Origin of the sequence: Zobellia laminariae (assembly GCF_030553095.1) — a bacterium.
In the GTDB taxonomy this organism is placed as follows: domain Bacteria; phylum Bacteroidota; class Bacteroidia; order Flavobacteriales; family Flavobacteriaceae; genus Zobellia; species Zobellia laminariae.
Map to the genome: position 1 here is coordinate 982,768 of NZ_CP130738.1, position 19,507 is coordinate 1,002,274.

The 19,507-nt window shown below is 35.9% G+C and carries 18 protein-coding genes and 4 pseudogenes; 13 read left to right on the forward strand and 9 right to left on the reverse strand.

Features of this window, described 5'->3' with window-relative positions:
- Positions 1 to 76: 76 nt before the first annotated feature.
- The 5 genes and pseudogenes from Q5W13_RS04750 (at position 77) to Q5W13_RS04770 (ending at position 4,476) form a co-directional block, all read left to right on the forward strand.
- Positions 77 to 2,574: pseudogene (locus Q5W13_RS04750) on the forward strand (zinc-dependent metalloprotease).
- 265 nt (positions 2,575 to 2,839) lie between these two features.
- The gene (locus tag Q5W13_RS04755; protein WP_155598258.1) at positions 2,840 to 2,995 is read left to right on the forward strand and encodes a hypothetical protein; all 156 of its coding nucleotides are present in this window, start codon (positions 2,840 to 2,842) and stop codon (positions 2,993 to 2,995) included.
- A 175-nt stretch (positions 2,996 to 3,170) separates the two neighbouring features.
- On the forward strand, positions 3,171 to 3,614 hold the full coding sequence (locus Q5W13_RS04760; protein ID WP_304445519.1) for a DUF4890 domain-containing protein: 444 nt from the start codon (positions 3,171 to 3,173) through the stop codon (positions 3,612 to 3,614).
- 104 nt (positions 3,615 to 3,718) lie between these two features.
- Positions 3,719 to 4,213 carry a MepB family protein gene (locus Q5W13_RS04765; protein ID WP_304445520.1) on the forward strand — a complete coding sequence of 165 codons (495 nt, stop codon included), beginning with the start codon at positions 3,719 to 3,721 and terminating at the stop codon, positions 4,211 to 4,213.
- A gap of 23 nt (positions 4,214 to 4,236) precedes the next feature.
- Complete coding sequence (locus Q5W13_RS04770; protein ID WP_304445521.1) at positions 4,237 to 4,476, forward strand: DUF1059 domain-containing protein; 240 nt, start codon at positions 4,237 to 4,239, stop codon at positions 4,474 to 4,476.
- Positions 4,477 to 4,496: 20 nt separating this feature from the next.
- Here the strand turns inward: Q5W13_RS04770 and hemL are convergent.
- The 4 genes and pseudogenes from hemL to Q5W13_RS04790 form a co-directional block, all read right to left on the reverse strand.
- A pseudogene (gene hemL, locus Q5W13_RS04775) lies at positions 4,497 to 5,779 on the reverse strand (glutamate-1-semialdehyde 2,1-aminomutase).
- A complete protein-coding gene (locus tag Q5W13_RS04780; protein ID WP_304445522.1) occupies positions 5,780 to 6,634 on the reverse strand; it encodes a glucosaminidase domain-containing protein in 855 nt (284 codons plus the stop codon).
- Positions 6,631 to 7,500, reverse strand: coding sequence for a 1-aminocyclopropane-1-carboxylate deaminase/D-cysteine desulfhydrase (locus tag Q5W13_RS04785; protein ID WP_304445523.1), 870 nt, complete (start codon positions 7,498 to 7,500; stop codon positions 6,631 to 6,633). Before Q5W13_RS04785 ends, Q5W13_RS04780 begins: the two co-directional genes overlap by 4 nt.
- Before the next feature lie 115 nt (positions 7,501 to 7,615).
- A complete protein-coding gene (locus Q5W13_RS04790) occupies positions 7,616 to 7,945 on the reverse strand; it encodes a hypothetical protein (RefSeq protein WP_304445524.1) in 330 nt (109 codons plus the stop codon).
- A 206-nt stretch (positions 7,946 to 8,151) separates the two neighbouring features.
- On the opposite strand from Q5W13_RS04790, the gene Q5W13_RS04795 reads away from it, so the two are divergent.
- The 4 genes and pseudogenes from Q5W13_RS04795 (at position 8,152) to Q5W13_RS04810 (ending at position 12,145) form a co-directional block, all read left to right on the forward strand.
- On the forward strand, positions 8,152 to 8,310 hold the full coding sequence (locus tag Q5W13_RS04795; protein ID WP_304445525.1) for a C1orf53 family protein: 159 nt from the start codon (positions 8,152 to 8,154) through the stop codon (positions 8,308 to 8,310).
- Between the two features lie 75 nt (positions 8,311 to 8,385).
- Positions 8,386 to 8,942, forward strand: a pseudogene (locus tag Q5W13_RS04800) (DUF4136 domain-containing protein).
- Positions 8,943 to 9,085: 143 nt separating this feature from the next.
- Positions 9,086 to 10,848 (forward strand): annotated as a pseudogene (locus Q5W13_RS04805) (aromatic amino acid hydroxylase).
- Positions 10,849 to 10,888: 40 nt separating this feature from the next.
- Positions 10,889 to 12,145, forward strand: coding sequence for a glucuronyl esterase domain-containing protein (locus Q5W13_RS04810; RefSeq protein WP_304445526.1), 1,257 nt, complete (start codon positions 10,889 to 10,891; stop codon positions 12,143 to 12,145).
- Positions 12,146 to 12,162: 17 nt separating this feature from the next.
- Here the strand turns inward: Q5W13_RS04810 and Q5W13_RS04815 are convergent, their stop codons facing one another.
- The 5 genes from Q5W13_RS04815 to Q5W13_RS04835 all read right to left on the reverse strand — a co-directional run bounded on the left by Q5W13_RS04815 (position 12,163) and on the right by Q5W13_RS04835 (position 15,915).
- The gene (locus Q5W13_RS04815; RefSeq protein ID WP_214609955.1) at positions 12,163 to 12,777 is read right to left on the reverse strand and encodes a DUF4230 domain-containing protein; all 615 of its coding nucleotides are present in this window, start codon (positions 12,775 to 12,777) and stop codon (positions 12,163 to 12,165) included.
- Positions 12,778 to 12,847: 70 nt separating this feature from the next.
- Positions 12,848 to 13,804, reverse strand: coding sequence for a GSCFA domain-containing protein (locus Q5W13_RS04820; protein ID WP_304445527.1), 957 nt, complete (start codon positions 13,802 to 13,804; stop codon positions 12,848 to 12,850).
- Positions 13,801 to 14,649, reverse strand: coding sequence for a tetratricopeptide repeat protein (locus Q5W13_RS04825; RefSeq protein WP_304445528.1), 849 nt, complete (start codon positions 14,647 to 14,649; stop codon positions 13,801 to 13,803). The genes Q5W13_RS04820 and Q5W13_RS04825 overlap by 4 nt, the downstream gene beginning before the upstream one ends.
- A gap of 145 nt (positions 14,650 to 14,794) precedes the next feature.
- Complete coding sequence (locus Q5W13_RS04830) at positions 14,795 to 15,274, reverse strand: putative Ig domain-containing protein (protein WP_304445529.1); 480 nt, start codon at positions 15,272 to 15,274, stop codon at positions 14,795 to 14,797.
- A gap of 128 nt (positions 15,275 to 15,402) precedes the next feature.
- Complete coding sequence (locus Q5W13_RS04835) at positions 15,403 to 15,915, reverse strand: hypothetical protein (RefSeq protein ID WP_304445530.1); 513 nt, start codon at positions 15,913 to 15,915, stop codon at positions 15,403 to 15,405.
- 308 nt (positions 15,916 to 16,223) lie between these two features.
- Between Q5W13_RS04835 and Q5W13_RS04840 the strand changes: the two genes are divergently transcribed.
- The 4 genes from Q5W13_RS04840 (at position 16,224) to Q5W13_RS04855 (ending at position 19,486) form a co-directional block, all read left to right on the forward strand.
- A complete protein-coding gene (locus tag Q5W13_RS04840) occupies positions 16,224 to 17,012 on the forward strand; it encodes a ligand-binding sensor domain-containing protein (protein WP_304445531.1) in 789 nt (262 codons plus the stop codon).
- A 274-nt stretch (positions 17,013 to 17,286) separates the two neighbouring features.
- A complete protein-coding gene (locus tag Q5W13_RS04845) occupies positions 17,287 to 17,841 on the forward strand; it encodes a ligand-binding sensor domain-containing protein (RefSeq protein WP_304445532.1) in 555 nt (184 codons plus the stop codon).
- Positions 17,842 to 18,389: 548 nt separating this feature from the next.
- Positions 18,390 to 18,998 carry a triple tyrosine motif-containing protein gene (locus Q5W13_RS04850; protein ID WP_304445533.1) on the forward strand — a complete coding sequence of 203 codons (609 nt, stop codon included), beginning with the start codon at positions 18,390 to 18,392 and terminating at the stop codon, positions 18,996 to 18,998.
- Positions 18,992 to 19,486 (forward strand): sensor histidine kinase, encoded by a 495-nt coding sequence (locus Q5W13_RS04855; protein ID WP_304445534.1) that lies wholly within the window; start codon positions 18,992 to 18,994, stop codon positions 19,484 to 19,486. The genes Q5W13_RS04850 and Q5W13_RS04855 overlap by 7 nt, the downstream gene beginning before the upstream one ends.
- Positions 19,487 to 19,507 lie beyond the last annotated feature (21 nt).

Below are 19,507 nucleotides of genomic sequence, written 5' to 3' on the forward strand. Positions count from 1 at the left end.
CTATTAATAGGATTGCTATGTAATCATGGCATTACTCTGTTTCATCACACATCAAAACATTATAATCAAAGCTTACATGTTTAAAACAGTATTTACCAAAGTAGTTTTCTCATTACTCCTTATCACTTCCTTTTCAGCCGAAGCTCAAATTTTTAAAAAGAAGAAGGACAATACGGAGAAGTCAGATAAAAAAGATGATGACAAAAAATCTAAAATAAAACCATATGGCAAAGTCATAACCAAAGACGCAAAAACCGACAAAGGCCTTTTTGATATACATATAGTAGATGAAAATCACTTTTATGAAATACCAGATTCTCTTTTCACCAAAGAAATGTTAATGGTAAGTAGAATATCAAAGACGGCTACTGGCATTGGTTTTGGTGGAGGTAAGATTAATACTCAGGTGCTTCGCTGGGAAAGGAAACCAAAAAAGGTTTTGCTTCGTGTAGTTAGTCATGAGATTGTTGCCGCAGATTCGCTACCTGTACATGAGGCGGTTGTAAATTCTAATTTTGAACCGGTCCTCTTTGCTTTTGATATAATGGCCGTAAAAAAGGATACAGCAAACCCAACTACGGTAATTCAGGTAAACGAACTTTTTGAAAAAGATGCACAAGCCTTAGGCATGCCCGATTCATATAGAGAAAAATATAAAGTCTCCCGATTAGATGAGACAAGAAGCTATATTGAATCTATTAAGAGTTATCCTTTAAACGTTGAAGCACGCCACGTAAAAACCTACTTGGCAAAAAAGCCCCCAGTAATGGTAGTCTTGGTTCTATTTCTATAGAAATCAACAACTCTATGATACTCTTACCTGCTGAGCCTATGAGACGCCGAGACTTTGATGAGCGTGTTGGTTGGTTTGAAAGTGCCCAAACGGATTATGGTTTGGACGCTCAAAAAAGTAAAACAGTAAAATTCCTTGATCGCTGGCGTTTGGAAGTCAAAGAGGAGGATTTGGAAAAATACAAAAATGGCGAGCTGGTAGAGCCCAAAAAGCAGATTATATATTATGTAGATAGAGCTACGCCAAAGAAATGGCTTCCTTATATAAAGCAAGGTATTGAAGATTGGCAGGTTGCTTTTGAAGAGGCAGGTTTTAAAAATGCCATCATTGCCAAAGAACCACCTTCTGTTCTTGAAGACCCAGAATGGTCTCCTGAAGATGTGCGTTATTCTGTAGTTCGTTATCTAGCCTCCCCAATTCCAAATGCCAACGGACCGCATGTAAGCGATCCACGAAGTGGTGAAATATTAGAATCTGATATAAACTGGTATCATAATGTAATGACCTTATTACATAACTGGTTTTTTGTACAGACGGCAGCCATAAACCCTGATGCTAGAACTACAGAGTTTAAAGATGAAACTATGGGACGTTTAATCCGTTTTGTTTCTGCTCATGAAGTTGGTCATACACTAGGTTTACCTCACAATATGGGTAGTAGTGTTGCCTATCCTGTGGATTCTCTCCGGTCAGCTTCCTTTACTAAAAAATATGGTACGGCTCCCTCTATAATGGATTATGCTCGTTTTAACTATATAGCCCAACCATAAGGTGATGGCGATGTTGCTCTTATGCCTAACATTGGTGTTTATGATAAGTATGCTATTAAATGGGGGTACAAACCTATTTTGGATGTTTCTACGGAAGAGGAAAACAAAATTCTTGATAGTTGGATTTTAGAACATGCTGGAGATCCTTTATATCGTTTTGGACATCAACAAGTAGGTGATGTTGTAGATCCAAGTTCACAAACGGAGGATTTAGGTGATGATGCTATTAAAGCTAGTTTATATGGCATAGAAAATTTAAAGCGTATTGTACCCAATCTTATTACATGGACAAAAGAGGATGGAAAGACGTATGAAGATCTTGAAAAAATCTACGGTCAGGTTGTTGCCCAATTCAAACGCTATATGGGTCATGTATCCAATAATATTGGCGGTGTTTACGAATATCAAAAAACCTATGATCAAGAAGGTGCCGTTTATATACCCGTAACAAAAGCGCGTCAGCAAGACTGTATGGTCTTTTTACAAGACCAACTATTTGCTACGCCAGAGTGGCTTCTTGACCAGAATATTTTCAATAAGATTCAATATTCAGGTTTTGTGGAAGAAATTAGAGCAATGCAGACTAAAACTTTGGATAATGTCCTCAGCTTAGGAAAGCTGCAACGTTTGGTTGAAAATGAAACTGCCAACGAAACGGAAGCTTACCAATTAACTAATATGATGAGCGAGCTGCGCAGCGGCATCTGGTCAGAATTACAAAACGGACAGAAAATAGATACCTATAGAAGAAACCTTCAAAAAGCACATGTTGAAAGGTTGAACTATTTGATGACCGTAAAAGACCAAAAGAAATTACCTGATTTTGGAGGTTATCAAAAATCTACAGTTGTACATACTAGTCAATCGGATATTCGTTCAGTAGCCCGTGCGGAATTGCAAATTTTACAGCGAACTATTGAAAATGCTATTGCAAGAACTTCAGATAACATGAGCAAGTATCATTTACAAGATGTTAGTAACCGTATAGAACAGATTTTAAATCCTAAGTAACAACATAGATAGTATGGCGGCAATAATATTTTATGCAAGCATTATTGCCGCCATACTGTTTATTAGTAGGGTTATATCATTTTTTAGTAGAAAAATGACCATAATCCCCCAAAACATCGACGAACTACATCACGTATCGATGAAGCGAAATTGCAGACAACAATTTTGGGTAAGTTGACCACAACCTAAGGTCGCTTTACAACAACCTTTCTTTTTACCTTCTTCTTTTGTCTAAATTAGTATCAGAATCAATAAAACATACCCCATGTCTCAGAAACTAAAAAGTTCTTTATACCTAGCCGGATTCGTAATTGCATCATTAGTTTATTACAATCAAACCAATTCTGACCAATCTCCCCAGACTGTAGAAATGGCATCGGCAGATATGGAACAAGTTAGCTCTGCAGAGACATTGGACTAAAATATTTAAACATTGAACGACCTACTTTGTGAGGGCGAAGAAATGATTTCTTCGCCCTTTTTCATGCCCTAAAATCAACCTCTCCATCCTGTTAATTATTCTATAAATAAGATAACTTGATTAAACCTTATTGTTCCTTCTCACTCTAAGTAGTATAATCTTAAACAAAAAAAACATGAAAAAGATAATTTTAGCATTAGTATGTATGGTAGGGCTTACCGCAATGGCCCAAAGAGAAAAAGGTCACGGTAGAGATGGTATGAAAGACCTAACTGCAGAACAGATTGCAACCCTTCATACGAAGAAAATGACCTTGGCTTTAGACTTAACATCGGCCCAAGAACAAAAAATAAAGGCCATTAATTTAGAGGATGCTAAAGAACGTAAAGCTAAACATGAAGAACGCAAAGCACAGAAAGAAGAAGGTGAACGTAAAAAACTAACTTCAGATGAGCGTTACGCTATGCAAAATGCCAAATTGGACAAAATGATTGCCCGTAAAGCTGAAATGAAAAAGATTCTTTCTGCCGAGCAATACGAGAAATGGCAAACAATGCACCACCAAAGAGGTCAAAAACATTCCAAAAAAAGAAAAGCAGAGCGTAAATCAAAGAAGTAAACGCGTATATTTTCTGTAAAAAAGGGCTGCACATATGTGCAGCCCTTTTTTTTGTTCCCAAGACTACTACTTATTTAGCTATTTTTATGCTACAGCAAAAATTAATGGGCGAAGAACTTGAACATATTGTTTCTAAAGTATACCAACCATCTCACTTATCTATATCTAATTTTGAATTAGAAGAAGAAAGCAGAGATTATCAAGCATGCAGGTTTAAACTGAATACAAATATTATTATCTGTAGGAATGCTAAAATAACACCAAAGAAGGTTGGACAGTTTGTTACTTTTTGGAAGCGGATTGCAAAGGGTCCAATTTCCCCATTTGAAGAAAGTGATTTATTTAATTACTTTGTGATTAATGTAAGTAAGGGTGATATGTTAGGGCAATTTGTATTCCCTAAAAACATGCTGGTTGAAAAGGGAATAGTTTCAACATTAAAAAAGGAAGGCAAACGTGGTTTTCGCGTTTACCCTTCTTGGAATAAGGCAACAAGTAAACAAGCGCTAACCACCCAAAAATGGCAACTACGCTATTTCTATAAGATAGACGACAAAATAGATTTAACTAAAGTGCTAAGTCTTTATAACGAATTTTAAACGATTACTAAAAACACTTTCTCATGAAAACAATGACATGCAAACAACTAGGCGGTGCCTGTGACATGGAATTTTCTGCAAATACATTTGAAGAAATTGCAGAACTAAGTAAAAAGCACGGTATGGAAATGTTTCAGAAAAAAGATGGGGCCCATCTAAAAGCAATGGAAGAGATGCAAAATCTTATGCAAACGCCCAACGGTATGCAGAATTGGTTCGAAAACAAAAGAAAAGAATTTGCTACAATGCCGGATAGTGAATAATCCGGCATTGTAACAACTGTCTATAAATTCACTTTTTTCAAAGCTGCTACGGTTTCATCTATATCCGTATAGGTAAGGGCGTCATTTAGAAAATAGCTTTCAAATGCACTTGGTGGCAAGTAAATGCCATTTTCTAGCATGCCATGAAAGTACTTCTTAAAGGTCTCATTGTTACCTTTAGCTGAGCTGTCAAAATCAACCACAGGATTTTCAGTAAAATGTACTGATATCATACTACCAAATCTATTAATTTGGTAAGGAACACCTTTTTCCTTTAATACAGAATCTAGACCTTCATGAAGATAAGCAGTCTTTTTAGCGAGACTTTCAAAAACTTCAGGATTGTTATTCAACTCCGTAAGCATTGCTAAACCAGCAGCCATTGCTAATGGGTTACCACTTAAAGTTCCTGCTTGATAAACTGGACCTTCCGGCGCCAAATGCGACATAATTTCGGCTTTTGCGGCAAAAGCACCAACAGGTAAACCTCCACCAATCACTTTTCCAAAACAAACAATATCCGCATCAATACCAAGTGCTTCCTGAGCTCCACCTTTTCCTAAACGGAAACCGGTCATAACCTCATCAAACAACAATAAAATACCTTCTTGGGTACAAAGTTCACGAAGTCCTTTTATAAATTCATCCGTAGGAACTATACATCCCATATTACCCGCAACCGGCTCAATAATTACCGTTGCGATTTCACCTTTATTTGCAGCTACCAATTCACGAACACTTTCAATATCATTGTAGATAGCCAAAAGGGTGTCTTTAGCAGTTCCCTTTGTTACGCCATGGGACTGTTAGGGCTACCAAAAGTAACGGCTCCACTACCCGCTTGTATCAAAAATGAATCTGAATGACCGTGGTAACAACCAGCAAATTTTATAATCTTATCTTTCCCTGTATACCCACGAGCCAAGCGCACAGCACTCATACAAGCTTCCGTCCCGCTGTTTACAAATCTTATTTTATCAATATTAGGCACCATTGAAACTGCCAATTGTGCTAACTGGGTTTCAATTTCTGTAGGCATCCCAAAAGAAGTACCTAGTTTTGCTTTCTCAATTACCGCACTAATTACGGGTTCATGAGCATGGCCCAAAATTAACGGACCCCATGAAGCGATATAATCGATTAACCGATTATCATCTTCATCATACAAATAAGCTCCTTTTGCTTTTTTTACGAAAATAGGGTCTCCACCTACTGCTTTAAAAGCACGAACTGGTGAGTTAACTCCTCCTGGAATATATTTTTGCGCCTCAGCAAATAGGGCACTACTTCTTTGATATAACATCTATTTATTAAAATTTTCTGTCTTAACGGTAAGTTCTTGACCAATGTCTAAATTACTATCGTACATATAGTTCCATCGTTTTAAATCCTCTACAGAAACTGAATATGATCTAGAGATAGAATACAACGTATCTCCCTTTTGAACAATATGTACTTTATTTTGCGTACGAGCAGCTATTATGGGCTCTTCCTTTCTTTGACTATAACTTTGTTTCGCTATTTCTGTATCATATTTGTACAGTTCATACCGTTCAATTAATGAAATAAGCTTTTGTGGATAATGCTTATCCGTAGCATAACCAGCCTGTCTTAAGCCTTTGGCCCACCTTTTATAATCGTCGTTCCTATAATCGAACAAGAAACCATAACGCGAACGTCCTTTTAAAAAGAGACTGTGATCACGGTACGAGTACATGGGGTGGTTGTATTTTCTAAAGCATTCTCCTTTTTCATCATCATCATGAAAATCATAATCACCTTCCCAACCCGTATGGCATTTTATTCCAAAATGGTTATTTGTTTTTAAAGCTAAAGCTCCTTTTCCTAGTCCACTTTCCAACAAACCTTGTGCTAACGTAATACTTGCCGGTATGCCAAAAGCTTTCATTTCCATTTGGGCAACCTCATAAAAAGTCTCTACATATTCTTCGGGAGACCCAATACTAAAACGCAAGAATTCTCCTGTATCTTCAGGCATGGGAAAAAGACCATCATCTGGTTTCTTGGTCTCTTTTTTTACAACAACAACTTCTGTTTTCTTTTTTGGAGCCTCACTTCTGGTCGCAACCGTGCGCTTTGCTTTACATCCAATAAAAACTATGCTCAAAAGAGATAATACTATAAGTCTACGTGTCATATATTTATTAATGGTAGATTTTTCTTCAGCAAATTACGGTTCATCCCGTCAATACCTTGGAGCCCTCCACTATGGATGGCCAGTATTTTTGTTTTAGGAGGAAAATATCCTTTCTGAATTAAATCTAAAATACCATATATCATTTTCCCTGTATAAATGGGGTCTAACGGTATTTGAGTATTTAATTTGAAATCGTTTATAAAACTTACCAACTCTTCCGTCACCTTTGCGTAACCTCCAAAATGATAGTCTGTTACCAACTTCCAATTTTCTCTCAATGCAAATTTACAAATATCTTCTTGTAAAAAATCTCCTTTAAGCGCGGGAAACCCTAAAACTTTTTGTGAGCTAAATGCACCATTACTAATCCCTGCTATGGTACCACCCGTGCCAACTGCACAACATACAACATTAAAATTGGCATCACTTGTAGTTAGAATTTCTTCACACCCCTTTATTGCCAAAGGATTGGTTCCGCCCTCTGGCAAAAGATAAAAAGCACCAAATTCTTCTTTTAAATCATTAATAAATTGTGGAGTATCCTTTTCTCGGTATGCTTCCCTAGAAACAAATTTGAATTGCATACCATGGGATTCCGCTAGTTTTAAAGTACTATTCTCTTGCCATTTTTGGGCAAGTTCCTCGCCCCGTATAATTCCAATAGTTTTTAAACCATGAATTTTACCGGCGTAGGCCGTAGCCGCAATATGGTTGGAAAAAGCCCCGCCAAACGTAAGAAGCGTATCAAAACCTTGTGTCTTTGCTTCTTTTAAATTGTATTTGAGCTTTCTGTACTTATTCCCTGAGATTAAGGGGTGTATGCGGTCTTCCCTTTTTAGAACAAGGGATACTTTTTTTCTGGTCAAGAATGGATAAGTGTACTTCTTGATTTTCGGTCGTTTCGCGCATACTTGACAAAAGTAGGGCGAAAAATAGTGCTATTAAAGTGAAGTATTAATTACGTAAACCAAATTACATGATCTATTTCGTAAGATATTTGATAAAACTAAATGCTTTACGCTCATTGGTATAATTCAAATTTTTCTCGTTTGAATAGGCCTCGCGCTCAAAACTAATATTCTGGTACGCCTTATAACTATCAAAATAAATAGCCGTTCGTATGAGCCATTCTGAGATATAGAGGAAGTAGAAAAAAACTATCAGCAATTCTTGTTGTTGCTTTAAGTGAATTTTCTCATGATTGATCAATACAATATCTTCTTTGAGTTCGTCATGTTTTAAAATGATGAAGGGCCAAAGTGATAGACCAACATAGTTCTTATAAAAAAAATGTCTAAAGACTAAGATCATAATCAAAGGTTTAAACGGCACTTAATAAAGTTAATTGTTATTAAGCCGTCATTTTCGATAACACAACATTGCTGCCAATAATTATAATGATTCGTTAAAATACTCTTAAACGCATATAAAATGTACGGTTTTAAAATCGTTTTTGGTTGTTTGCCAACTAAATGGAGTAATTTTATACTCACGAAATACAACGGAAAAAGGAGTTGATGAAAGAAATAATTCCGCCTCAGGAAGGCGATTTTTACTTATCGGAAGAAGGGTATCGGGTATTTACCCAACAGTACCACCTAAAGAGAGGTTACTGTTGCGAAAGTGGTTGCAGACACTGCCCATATGGTTTTGACCCTAAAACCAACCGCCAATAAAACCGTTGTTCGGCATGATTTTTGAGACTGCTTATTATGAAAATGATGTATTAACACCAAATACTATACTTTGTTATGAAAAAGATTAAAATTCTAGTGGTACCCATGCTTGTGTTGCTATTCTTAAGCTCTTGTACTTCTGTGCGCGTGCTTTCTGATTACGACAAAGAAGCCAATTTTGATAGCTACAAAACGTATGCTTTTTATAAAACAGGAATTGACAAAGCTCAGATTTCGGATTTGGATAAAAAACGAATTCTACGTGCTATTGAAGCCGAAATGACCAATCGTGGTTTTTCAAAATCTGAAAACCCAGATATTTTGGTAAGCATATTCACTAAAGAAAAAGAACAAGTAGATATTTACAACAACTACTGGGGCGGCGGCTGGGGCTGGAGCCCTTACTATTGGGGCCTGGTTGGGGCGGAGGCGGCAATAATGTCAGCACCCGTACCGAAGGTTCACTGTACATTGATTTAATTGACTCTAAAAGCAAAGAATTGGTATGGCAAGGTAAAGGAGTCGGTAATTTGAATAACATTAGCAATATGGAAAAGAAAGAACAACGCATACGCGAGTTTGTTTCTGAAATCTTGACGCAATACCCTCCTAATGCAGTAGCTGCTAAATAAAACGATTTCAATTCGTTAAAACATATTCAAAAAGCTCTTTTATTTTAAAAGGGCTTTTTTTACACCGCAGTCTCACCCATCCTAATGGAAAGCAAAAACTCCTCTACCCTTTTTTGTATCTTTATGACAGAAAACTTTCTAAAATGACGTACACTAGTAATCCTGTTCTTGACAAACTACCTGCGCATTTGCAACAGTATATTAAACCGCAAGACTACGGTGAATACTCGGCTATTGACCAAGCGGTTTGGCGCTATGTGATGCGTAAAAATGTGGATTACCTTAGTAAGTTCGCCCATGCTTCATACCTAGAAGGATTACAAAAAACCGGAATTTCCATAGACCATATTCCAAACATGTACGGCATGAACCGTATCTTAAAAGAAATAGGTTGGGCGGCAGTTGCCGTTGATGGTTTTATTCCTCCATCGGCTTTTATGGAATTCCAAGCATACAATGTATTGGTTATTGCTTCAGATATAAGACAGTTAGATCATATAGAATATACACCTGCACCAGACATTATTCATGAAGGCGCAGGTCATGCACCCATTATTGCCAATCCTGAATATGCAGAATACCTGCGTAGATTTGGTGAGATTGGTTCTAAAGCGATATCAAATTCTAAGGATTATGAACTCTATGAGGCAGTACGCCACCTTTCTATCATAAAAGAAGCCCAGGGTACTCCACAAGAAGATATAGACAAAGCCGAAAGGCACATTGAAGACCTGCAAAATAACATGGGAGAACCCAGTGAAATTGCACTGATAAGGAACTTACACTGGTGGACCGTTGAATATGGTCTTATTGGCACACCCGAAAATCCAAAAATATATGGTGCCGGACTTCTTTCTTCTATTGGAGAAAGCGCTTGGTGCATGACGGATGAAGTAAAGAAAAAACCGTATTCCATAGACGCAGCCTATACCTCGTTTGATATTACGCAACCACAACCTCAACTTTTTGTTACGCCAGATTTTGCCTATCTAAGTCAAGTTTTAGAGGAGTTCGCAAATACTATGGCTTTACGCCGTGGTGGGTAAGCGGAATTAAAAAGCTCATTGCATCTAAAGAGTTAGGTACTATTGAACTTAGTACAGGGCTACAGATTTCAGGTAATTTTGATAGTGTAATTGAACACGAAGGCAAACCTGTGTTTTTTCAATCTATAGGACCCACAGCACTTTCTTTTCGCGATAAAGAACTCGTAGGGCACAGCATTAAACAGCACGCCACTGGCTTTGGTTCCCCGTTAGGAAAACTAAAAGGAATGAACTTGGCCATTGAAGATATGAGTCCGCTTGATCTCAAGGCCTATAATATTTTTGAAGGACAACAGATTTCCTTAGAATTTGACGGTCACATAAAAATAGCCGGAGAAATTATTACCGGAACCCGTAACTTACAGGGAGATATTATTTTGGTCACCTTTAAAAACTGTTGTGTTACTCATAATGACAAGGTTCTTTTTGAAAGTAATGACGAGCTTTATAGTATGGCCGTAGGTCAAGAAATAGCTTCCGCTTATAATGGTCCTGCTGATTTAAGTAGTTTTGATTTAGTTACTCATAAGGTTTCATCCACCACAATAAAATCTAAGAGCAATGCTTCTCATACTCAATTAGAGCAATATTATGAGCAAATACGTCATTTTAGAGAAGGCAAGAATATTACGATTTCTAGGCATAAGGTATTTGAAGCTATAAGAGACAATTATCCTAATGACTGGTTATTGTCAGTTGAACTGTACGAACTTGCAAAAGAAAATGGAGACCATGAATTTGCCCATGAAATTTCGGTGCATTTACAGACCGTAAAACTAAATAACCCTAAGGTAGGCCATCTTATAGATGATGGACTAGACTTGGTAAACCATAAATGTCAAACTGAGAAGTTGAAATAAAACCAACAATTTCTTAAGCAACCCAAACAACCAACCAACCGTGAAACCACTACTTCTTATAATTTTTGCACTGATAACATCTGCACTTGCGGCACAGCCGGAAGCCAATTATGATGAAACCAAAGTTCCTAAATTTTTAGTACCTGACCCTCTTACCTCCTTTGGAGGAGACGCCATTACGGATAGTAAGCAATGGGAAGAAAATAGAAAGTTAGAAATCTATCAATTTTTTGAAAAACAGATTTATGGTAAAGTACCTGATTTATTGGATGAGTATTCCTTCAAGGTCATTGAACAAGACAATAATGCATTAGGCGGGAAAGCACAACGTAAGCAGATTGCTGTAGGTTTAAAGAAGAACAACCGTTCGTTAAATTTCAATATCCTTCTTTACCTTCCAATAGGAAATGAAAATGCACCTGTATTTCTAGGCTACAATTTTTATGGTAACCACACAGTAACAGATGACCCAAATGTTATTATTACAGAAGCATGGAGTGGGAATAATGAAAATTTAAAAATTAGTAATAACAAAGCCACAGAAGCTTCCCGAGGCGTACGAATGAACCGTTGGGCTATAGATAAAATGTTGGATAACGGTTATGGAATAGCCACTGTTTATTATGGCGAAATAGATCCTGACAAGAACGATTTTTCAGACGGATTGCATAGTTTGTTTTACGAAGAAGGTCAGACCAAGCCAAAAACCAACGAATGGGGCAGTATTGCCGCGTGGGCCTATGGTCTTAGCCGTGCCATGGATTATCTTGAGAATGATACCAATATATCTAATGTTATCGTTTTTGGGCATTCTAGATTGGGAAAAGCAGCTCTTTGGGCAGGAGCAACAGACCCCCGTTTTTCTGGTGTTATTAGTAATAATTCTGGTTGTGGTGGTGCTGCATTATCAAAACGCAAGTTTGGAGAAACCATTGGTCAAATCAATACATCATTTCCCCATTGGTTTTCTGAGAGTTTCAAAAAATACAGTAATAAAGAAGAAATGTTACCTGTGGACCAACATGAACTATTAGCCCTTATTGCTCCAAGACCTTTATACATTGCAAGTGCCGTTGAAGACGAATGGGCCGATCCAAAAGGAGAATTTCTATCTGCACAGTATGCCACTAAAGTATACGAGTTATATGATAAAAAAGGAGTTTCTTTAACCGATGTGCAAGAAGTTAATCTTCCTATTAAACAGACCCTCGCATATCATATGAGAAGTGGAAAACACGATGTTACCGATTACGACTGGGATCAATACATTGCTTGGGCCGAAACTTTTGCAAAGTAAGATTTCACGCGCCCTCTCTACTCTTTAAAAAGCACTTCAGGTAAATCCTGGTTTACGGTTTTATCATTATAGACGAGTGTCCACCCCAATGAGTTCGTAAGAATGTAAAATTTCTGCAGCTCACTTATCAAGCGATTTTCAGCATTAGTTTTTAATGCAGATGCTTCTACCTTTTTCATAAGTGAAGCATTTACATTTTTCTTGATTTTATTATAGTCGCTCGCTTCAAACATATTCAGGTAGTCAGAGCTAACATCATAATATTCAAAATCAGGACTAATTTTTACTTCCGGTTCCGGTATGCTTTTGATGCGCAAGGTTTTACTAGACTCATCTACCTCAAAATCTATCTTACTTAAATCGTAAGCAATGGTAACATCTGCATTAACGACAACCAGTGCTTTTTTTTCTGCGGATATAAAAGGCCCAAAAAGCATTTTAGAATCTTTGTAATTATACACTTCGGCAAAATGGCCTTCTGTAACAATTAACTTACTTACGTTATCTATTTGCGTTTGTATAAGCATGCTGTTTTCTTCAAGGATAGATTTCTCTTCCTTATCCTCAGCACACGAACGGAACACCAAAACTACTGCCAAGGTTATAAGAACCCCTACAAATACTTTTTTCATAAGATGAAGTTACAATACATATTGAAATTGACGAAACAGAGAGAAGAATCTAATTGCTTGAACCAGTATTCTAAAATTCTATAAACGGAAACTGCTTTTGAACGTTTGCCATTTTAAGTTCCAATGACTTCAGGAATTTTAAATGCTGCTCTGAGTCTGGGTAAAATGGTCTATGATGAAGTCCTTTTTGAATGGCATCAATCTGTGACATAGATTTTTGAGCTTCTTCTGTAATCCATACCAATTTAAACTTCTCCCAAATATAATCAACCGCCAATTGACTAGGATGTACCATATCCTCCTTATAAAAACGATAATCACGCAGCTCATCCATTTGTAACTCGTATGAAGGAAAGTAGTCTGCCTCTAAATTAGAGCCCTCTACAACCTCGTGTATGGCTGCTATTAAATGCGCCTTACTACGTTGGTTTTCTACAAACCCGTCTTTTATATGCCTCACAGGCGATACAGTTAAGATAAATTGCACACTAGGGTTTATAGATTGAACAGCTGCTATAATGTTAGTTAAGCTTGAGACAATCTCCCCAATCCCCAATAGTTCCTTAGAGAACTGCTTTTGCGGGACCTTGTGACAGTTGGCCACCACAGCTTCCGTTTCCAAGTGACGATACACCCAAGCCGTACCAAGGGTTATACTAATGTGAGTTGCATTAGCAAGATGTGCGGCTGTATTTTTAATTCCATTATTAAGCGATATCAGTAACTCTTCTTTAGAAACGGAACTTAAATCTGAATGGGCATCATAGCATTGCCAGCGTTCATTATGATAAAACACATCATCCTCAGTATACCCTTTTTGTAAAACTGCACGAGATACCAAATTCTCTATTGCCAAGGGGTGAAACAAAATACCAAACGGATTCTGAATTGCCCGAAACTTGAAGTAACCGAACTTTTGCCCTATATTTTCTGAAAAACAAGAACCCAATAAAACCAACCGACTATCATAATCAATTTGGTTTTGGGCCTTTTGTAAAGGTATTTGGGTTTGGAGTTTTAATGTCATTTGTTTTGTGGTTGCTGTCTAGAAGATGAACTTAACCGATGAAATGTCTGATATGGATAAATTTCGTAGAACACCTGATCTTCGTTTATCGTATTTTCCTTATTCTTAATTGCCTCCTCAAGTAATATCTTAGCATCATCCATTTTCCCCAGCCACTTCATACAAACAGCCTTATAATATATGGCATCGGCAAAATTAGTATAAACCTGTAAAGAAGTATCAAACATCTTTATGCCTTCCTCATAATTCTTAAGTTCCATTTCTGCAATTCCCAGATAAAACCAATCCATATAATGACAAGCTTCATACGGCGGGTCATCAGGAAAATCTGCAAATTGCTGCTCTTTACTTTTTAAAAGAAACGCTTTAGCCTCATCAAAACGGTTCAACTGTAAGTAATCTAGAGCAATATAAAAATTGTAGGTATGATCCATTACATACGAATCGCCAAACCTTTCTTTCATATCCATAAATTCCTCTATGGACTCCTCATATTCTTTGGAAAATAGGCACTTCATAAAGGCGCTGTAACTCAAATATTTTTCAGGATACAAATCGGCTGCCTTTTTTAAAAATGGTTTCCCAACAGAATACTTTCTTGCTTTGTAGAGAGGCATCGCCTTTTGTTGCCAAAAATAGGCTGAATCAGGTTTAATCAGTAAAACGGAGTCAAGGTACTTCTGATAGTTCTGTGGGTCCAAACGCGACTTGTTTGCCTTTGCTACATAGGTTTCAATTTTTAAAGAATCTTGTGTGGTAAGTGGTGTTTGTTCCTTTACAATTTGTGATTCTCCAGCCCCTTTGCAACTTGCGAATAAGACAAAAATAAATACAAGGTACTTCATGATTTAATTCCATTAATAGTATTAATATTCCAATTGGTCCAATTCCTAAGTATAATGGAGAAAACATCTTCTAATCTGCCTCTCCAAAAGCAATGTCCTTTAAGGAGTAATCAGGATGTTCTTTCATTAAGACAAGTATCCATCCCTATTTCATTACCGTTATAATAATCTTATCCTCATTGGTATTTAAATGTTTATCAACTGCAGTAAAAGTCAATTCAAAATCTCCCGAAAGAATAGGCAAACCGGATATCTTCATGCTTTTACTATCAAACATTAACCAACTAAATTCAGCTTGGTTAATGCTCAAAGCTACTTGGTTATCATCAATATCTTTAAAATAATCTTCAGGAACCTCAAATTCAAACTTATCACCAAGCTGTACTACAGTATCAGGAAGTGGCTTATAAACAAAAGGTTTAAAAACCTTTGATGTATTTACCCAAAAAATATCAGATTCAGTTAATCCCTTTTCTTCAATTTGAAGTCGGGTAAAAAACAAAAATTTATTATCAATGGTAACAAATGGTCTCCTATCCCCTTCTTTCGAATTTATGGTAGAGTCAAGAATTTTAGGTTCTGTCCAGTTATTATCATGGTCGCGATAACTTATATATAAATCCATTAAAGTTTGGTTACTGGTATACCTACAGAATATGATGTATTCTTCCTTTGGAGAAATGAATATACTTTCCTCATCATTTGGAGAAACAAATTCAGAAATCGCTTCTACACTTCTATACTCAGTATTAATTAGTTTTGAGCAAAATAAATCTGCGGTGAAACAATTTTGCTTACCATCACAATTTCTATTTGATGAAAAATATATTGTCCCATATAGGTCATACTTGCATTGGCCTCCCTACTCATAGAACTTATTGGAGCTTGTATTTTCTTTGGTGAACTCCAATTATCATTCATTTTTTCAATCATCCAAATATCAGTAACATATGTATTGTCTGTATCCGGTTTACTTTGCGCATAGAGTAAGGATTTTCCATCTGGTGAAAAGTAGGGAAGAAAAACACTCTTATCTTTTAATGGTTCAAAAACCACCGGTTCAGTCCAATTTTCATTAAGCTTCTTAGCATAATATATCTTTCCAGACTCATCCTTGCTTAGTATTCCAAATGCTAATTCTTCCGTATTAGGCGCAAAGGAAATACCATGTTCTAACCTACCTTTAACTGAAACTACACCCGGTGCAAAAATTACAGGAACAGATTCAGGGTAGGTCTCCCCAAGATAATCAGGTAATTTGGTCAACGGTTTACAACTAATCAGCCCGAGAATAAAAACAAAGGAAAGAATTACTTTCATCATTATGATTTGAACTGAATCTCAATTATTACTCAAAATATTAGATTTTTTCAACTTTAAAAATACCTAATTACAATTTATTACGGCGTATTAAATACTCACTTTAAGTTTCCTACTTAAATTTTAATTTTTTATTCAAAAAAAAATCCAAGACCTTTAGTAATTCTAGTTGAAAATAGAATTTTAAATTTTATTTGGAAGTAATTTCTTACCTTTAAATGCGCTCAAAACAAGTATATTACAAAAGAATAAAAATGGTATTAAAATATTTCTTAAGGATTCTTACCTTTTTTATTCTTTTCCTCTCCTTCCACACCCTTCAATCTCAAAACAAAGAATCCCTTACTTTTCAACATATTGAAAAAGGAATTTCTCACAGTACAGCTACCATTCTTTTAGAAGATAGTTATGGTTTTATTTGGATAGGAACTAGAAATGGCCTGAATAGGTATGATGGAAAAGACTTTGAAATATTTAATAAAACTACAGATGGTATAACGGGCCTTACTCATGAATACATAGTTTCTTTATACGAGGATAATGAAAACCTATTAATTAGCACAAACCATGGCTTAAGTTTATATGACCGGAGTTTAAATCTTGTCGTACCCTACCCATTTAAAAATGAGGCAAAAAAAATTGAATCTAAAAGGTTTCAATGGGTAACTAGACTTAATGGTTATTTATGGTTAGGCACAGAAAAAGACGGATTATTTAGATACCAACCAGAAACCGGGGCTTTAAAACATTTTAAGCTTCCTGATGACTATGTAAAGCTTAAAAGCAGGAGGGTTGACAAAATTATTAAGGTAATGCCTCTTGACGATGAGCGCATGCTTGTTATCTCTACATACAATATTTTGGTAATAAACAAGGAAATGGATATCCTGAGTAAACTTCAGGAAACAGATGAAATTGTTACTGCCATACCATTAAAGAAAAACGACTTTTTATTGGGCACTATTAGCGGAAAACTAATAGAATTGAAGATAAATAGTTCTTTAGAGTTTCTAACCAAGAAAAAAGATGTAAGCTGGCTTTAGCATACGTTCCTTAACAAAGAACAATAATGGTGAATTATGGATAGGCACAGAAAATAATGGCCTATTTATCTATACCAATACTTTAGAACGCATACAACACATAGAATACAACGTATCCAAGCCAAAATCTATTTCCGGCAATTCTATTTGGTCTCTTTTATGCACACGTAATGGTGTTATGTGGGTAGCTCCCTACAAAAGCGGACTCAATTTTTATGACCCGGAATTCTTTAAATTCAAACACATTACTTCTGATCCATTCAATTCTAAATCTTTGAGTAATAAATTAGTAAATTGTTTTAATGAAGATGCGAAAGGAAAAATATGGATAGGAACCGATGGTGGGGGATTAAATTGCTGGAACAGAACTTTAGATACATTTGAACATTATTCGTTAAAGGATAAAAATTTTGGTAGTGATGTGGTTCTTTCAATACTGCAAACAAAAAAGGATGAATTGTGGGCTGGGACATGGACAAACGGTATTATCGTTTTCAACACGGAAAGCAAGAAATTTGAAGAGTTGAACACTCAAAATTCATTTTTGAAATCAAATATAATAGTTGATCTCTTAAAAGATAAGAAAGGTCGTATATGGATTATTAATTATTTTGCCGGTGTTCAAATTTTTAATCCACAAACAAATAGCCATGAAAATATTAGTCTTACTTCCGAATTAGATGGCACTGATATTAATTCGTTAAATAGAATATATGAAGACAGAGAAGGTAATATTTGGATTGGTAGTCTAAATTCTGGATTAATTAAATTGGTAGAAAATAATGGCACTTATGGAAAAGCACTCATTATCATAGTAAAAATTCTTTAAGCAATAATTTTGTCAACTCCATTATACAAGATAGTGAGAATGTCATTTGGGTAGGCACTCAAGGTGGGCTTAATAAATATATACCTGAAAGCGACTCATTCCAAGCCTTTAAAAAGTCTGATGGACTAAAAAATGATGCTATTAAGGAGATTATAGACGATAAGAATAAACGCTTATGGTTAAGCACGGAAGAAGGGATTATTAGGTATAATACAACTACCGGAAACACAATAGATTATGATATAGGTGATGGTCTACAGGCTAACCAATTTAATCCAAATTCATCTTTAATTACTAGTAAAGGTGAGTATATATTTGGAGGTGTAAACGGGTTTAACATATTTACCGCTAGTGCCGTTGCTAAACAAAAAGATAAGCTTACTTTATTTATATCTGACCTAAAAATATTTAATAAATCAGTTTTACCTAATGACGATTTTGGGGTTTTAAAAAAGGATATTAGCCAAGTAGATTCTCTAACCCTTAACTACGACCAATCAGTTATTAATATTGATTTTAAAGCCCTTACTTTTCGTCGTCCGGAAAGTGTGAATTATGCGTTTTATCTAGATGGTTTTGAAAAAGACTGGAACTATGTAGGAAACAACCCAAGTGCTACATATACGAATCTAAATCCTGGACAATATACGTTACGAATTAAATCTACTAATTCTGACGGCGTTTGGGTAGACAATGAATTAGATCTTCATATGACCATTACCCCTCCATATTGGAAAACGTGGTGGTTCCGTTCTTTATTAGTAGTGCTAGTTTTATTGGTCTTTTATATTGCCTACTATCTTAAAGTACGAAGTATTAAAAATAATCAAAGGAAACTCGTGCTAAAAGTAGCAGAACGCACTAAAGAATTAAGGCTTCAAAAAAATAAACTGATTGAAGCTGCAAATGATTTAAAATCAAAAAATAAGGAAATTCAACGTTTTACCTTCGCCGTTTCCCATGATTTAAAAAGTCCGCTAAACAACATTAAAGGAATTGCCGGTCTCGTGCCAATGGCTATTGAGTCAGAAGATTTTACTACTGTTGAGGAATATTTAAGCTTGATAGATATTTCCTGTGATAACATGAACGAATTGATTTCGGACATCACCAAAATTGCGAAACTGGGTAAAATAAAAAATAAAATGAGGTGTTAAACACCAATGAAATATTGAATTTATCAAGGGATCTTATTAAGGGAAAACTTAATAAAGAAAATATTGAACTTAATATTGCTCACGACCTACCCGAAATATTTGGAGACCGCAAAAGAATAACCCAAGTTTTCAGCAACTTCCTAGATAATGCTATCAAATATATGGGAGACCAACCAAATCCTATAATATCTGTGAAATATGTAGATAACGGAGACACCAATAGCTTTTTAATCTGTGATAATGGATCAGGTATGGATGAGCGAGCTTTAGAAAAATTATTTACACCATTTGAACGTTTTCACAAAAATGTAAAAGGAACGGGCTTGGGCCTTTATATGATTAAAAAAATTGCAGTTTCACATGGCGGAACCATCATTGCAGAATCTGAAGGAAAAGGGAAAGGAACTACTTTTAAACTTATCCTGCCAAAGGCGAAAATAGCAGCCAAAAAAGCTAAAAAAAGTAGCGAGTATTCAGTTAGGACTTAAAATTTAAACTGCCATTTTTTT

Excerpts from the sequence above, each read along its gene's own strand:
- Q5W13_RS04815 (WP_214609955.1), bottom strand. The coding sequence starts at position 12,777 with ATGAAAAAAGTATTTGTAGGGGTTCTTATAACCTTGGCAGTAGTTTTG.
- Q5W13_RS04795 (WP_304445525.1), top strand. The coding sequence starts at position 8,152 with ATGAAAGAAATAATTCCGCCTCAGGAAGGCGATTTTTACTTATCGGAA.
- Q5W13_RS04825 (WP_304445528.1), bottom strand. The coding sequence starts at position 14,649 with ATGAAGTACCTTGTATTTATTTTTGTCTTATTCGCAAGTTGCAAAGGG.
- Q5W13_RS04760 (WP_304445519.1), top strand. The coding sequence starts at position 3,171 with ATGAAAAAGATAATTTTAGCATTAGTATGTATGGTAGGGCTTACCGCA.
- Q5W13_RS04790 (WP_304445524.1), bottom strand. The coding sequence starts at position 7,945 with ATGATCTTAGTCTTTAGACATTTTTTTTATAAGAACTATGTTGGTCTA.
- Q5W13_RS04830 (WP_304445529.1), bottom strand. The coding sequence starts at position 15,274 with ATGGATTTATATATAAGTTATCGCGACCATGATAATAACTGGACAGAA.
- Q5W13_RS04840 (WP_304445531.1), top strand. The coding sequence starts at position 16,224 with ATGGTATTAAAATATTTCTTAAGGATTCTTACCTTTTTTATTCTTTTC.
- Q5W13_RS04755 (WP_155598258.1), top strand. The coding sequence starts at position 2,840 with ATGTCTCAGAAACTAAAAAGTTCTTTATACCTAGCCGGATTCGTAATT.
- Q5W13_RS04780 (WP_304445522.1), bottom strand. The coding sequence starts at position 6,634 with ATGACACGTAGACTTATAGTATTATCTCTTTTGAGCATAGTTTTTATT.
- Q5W13_RS04820 (WP_304445527.1), bottom strand. The coding sequence starts at position 13,804 with ATGACATTAAAACTCCAAACCCAAATACCTTTACAAAAGGCCCAAAAC.
- Q5W13_RS04765 (WP_304445520.1), top strand. The coding sequence starts at position 3,719 with ATGGGCGAAGAACTTGAACATATTGTTTCTAAAGTATACCAACCATCT.
- Q5W13_RS04770 (WP_304445521.1), top strand. The coding sequence starts at position 4,237 with ATGAAAACAATGACATGCAAACAACTAGGCGGTGCCTGTGACATGGAA.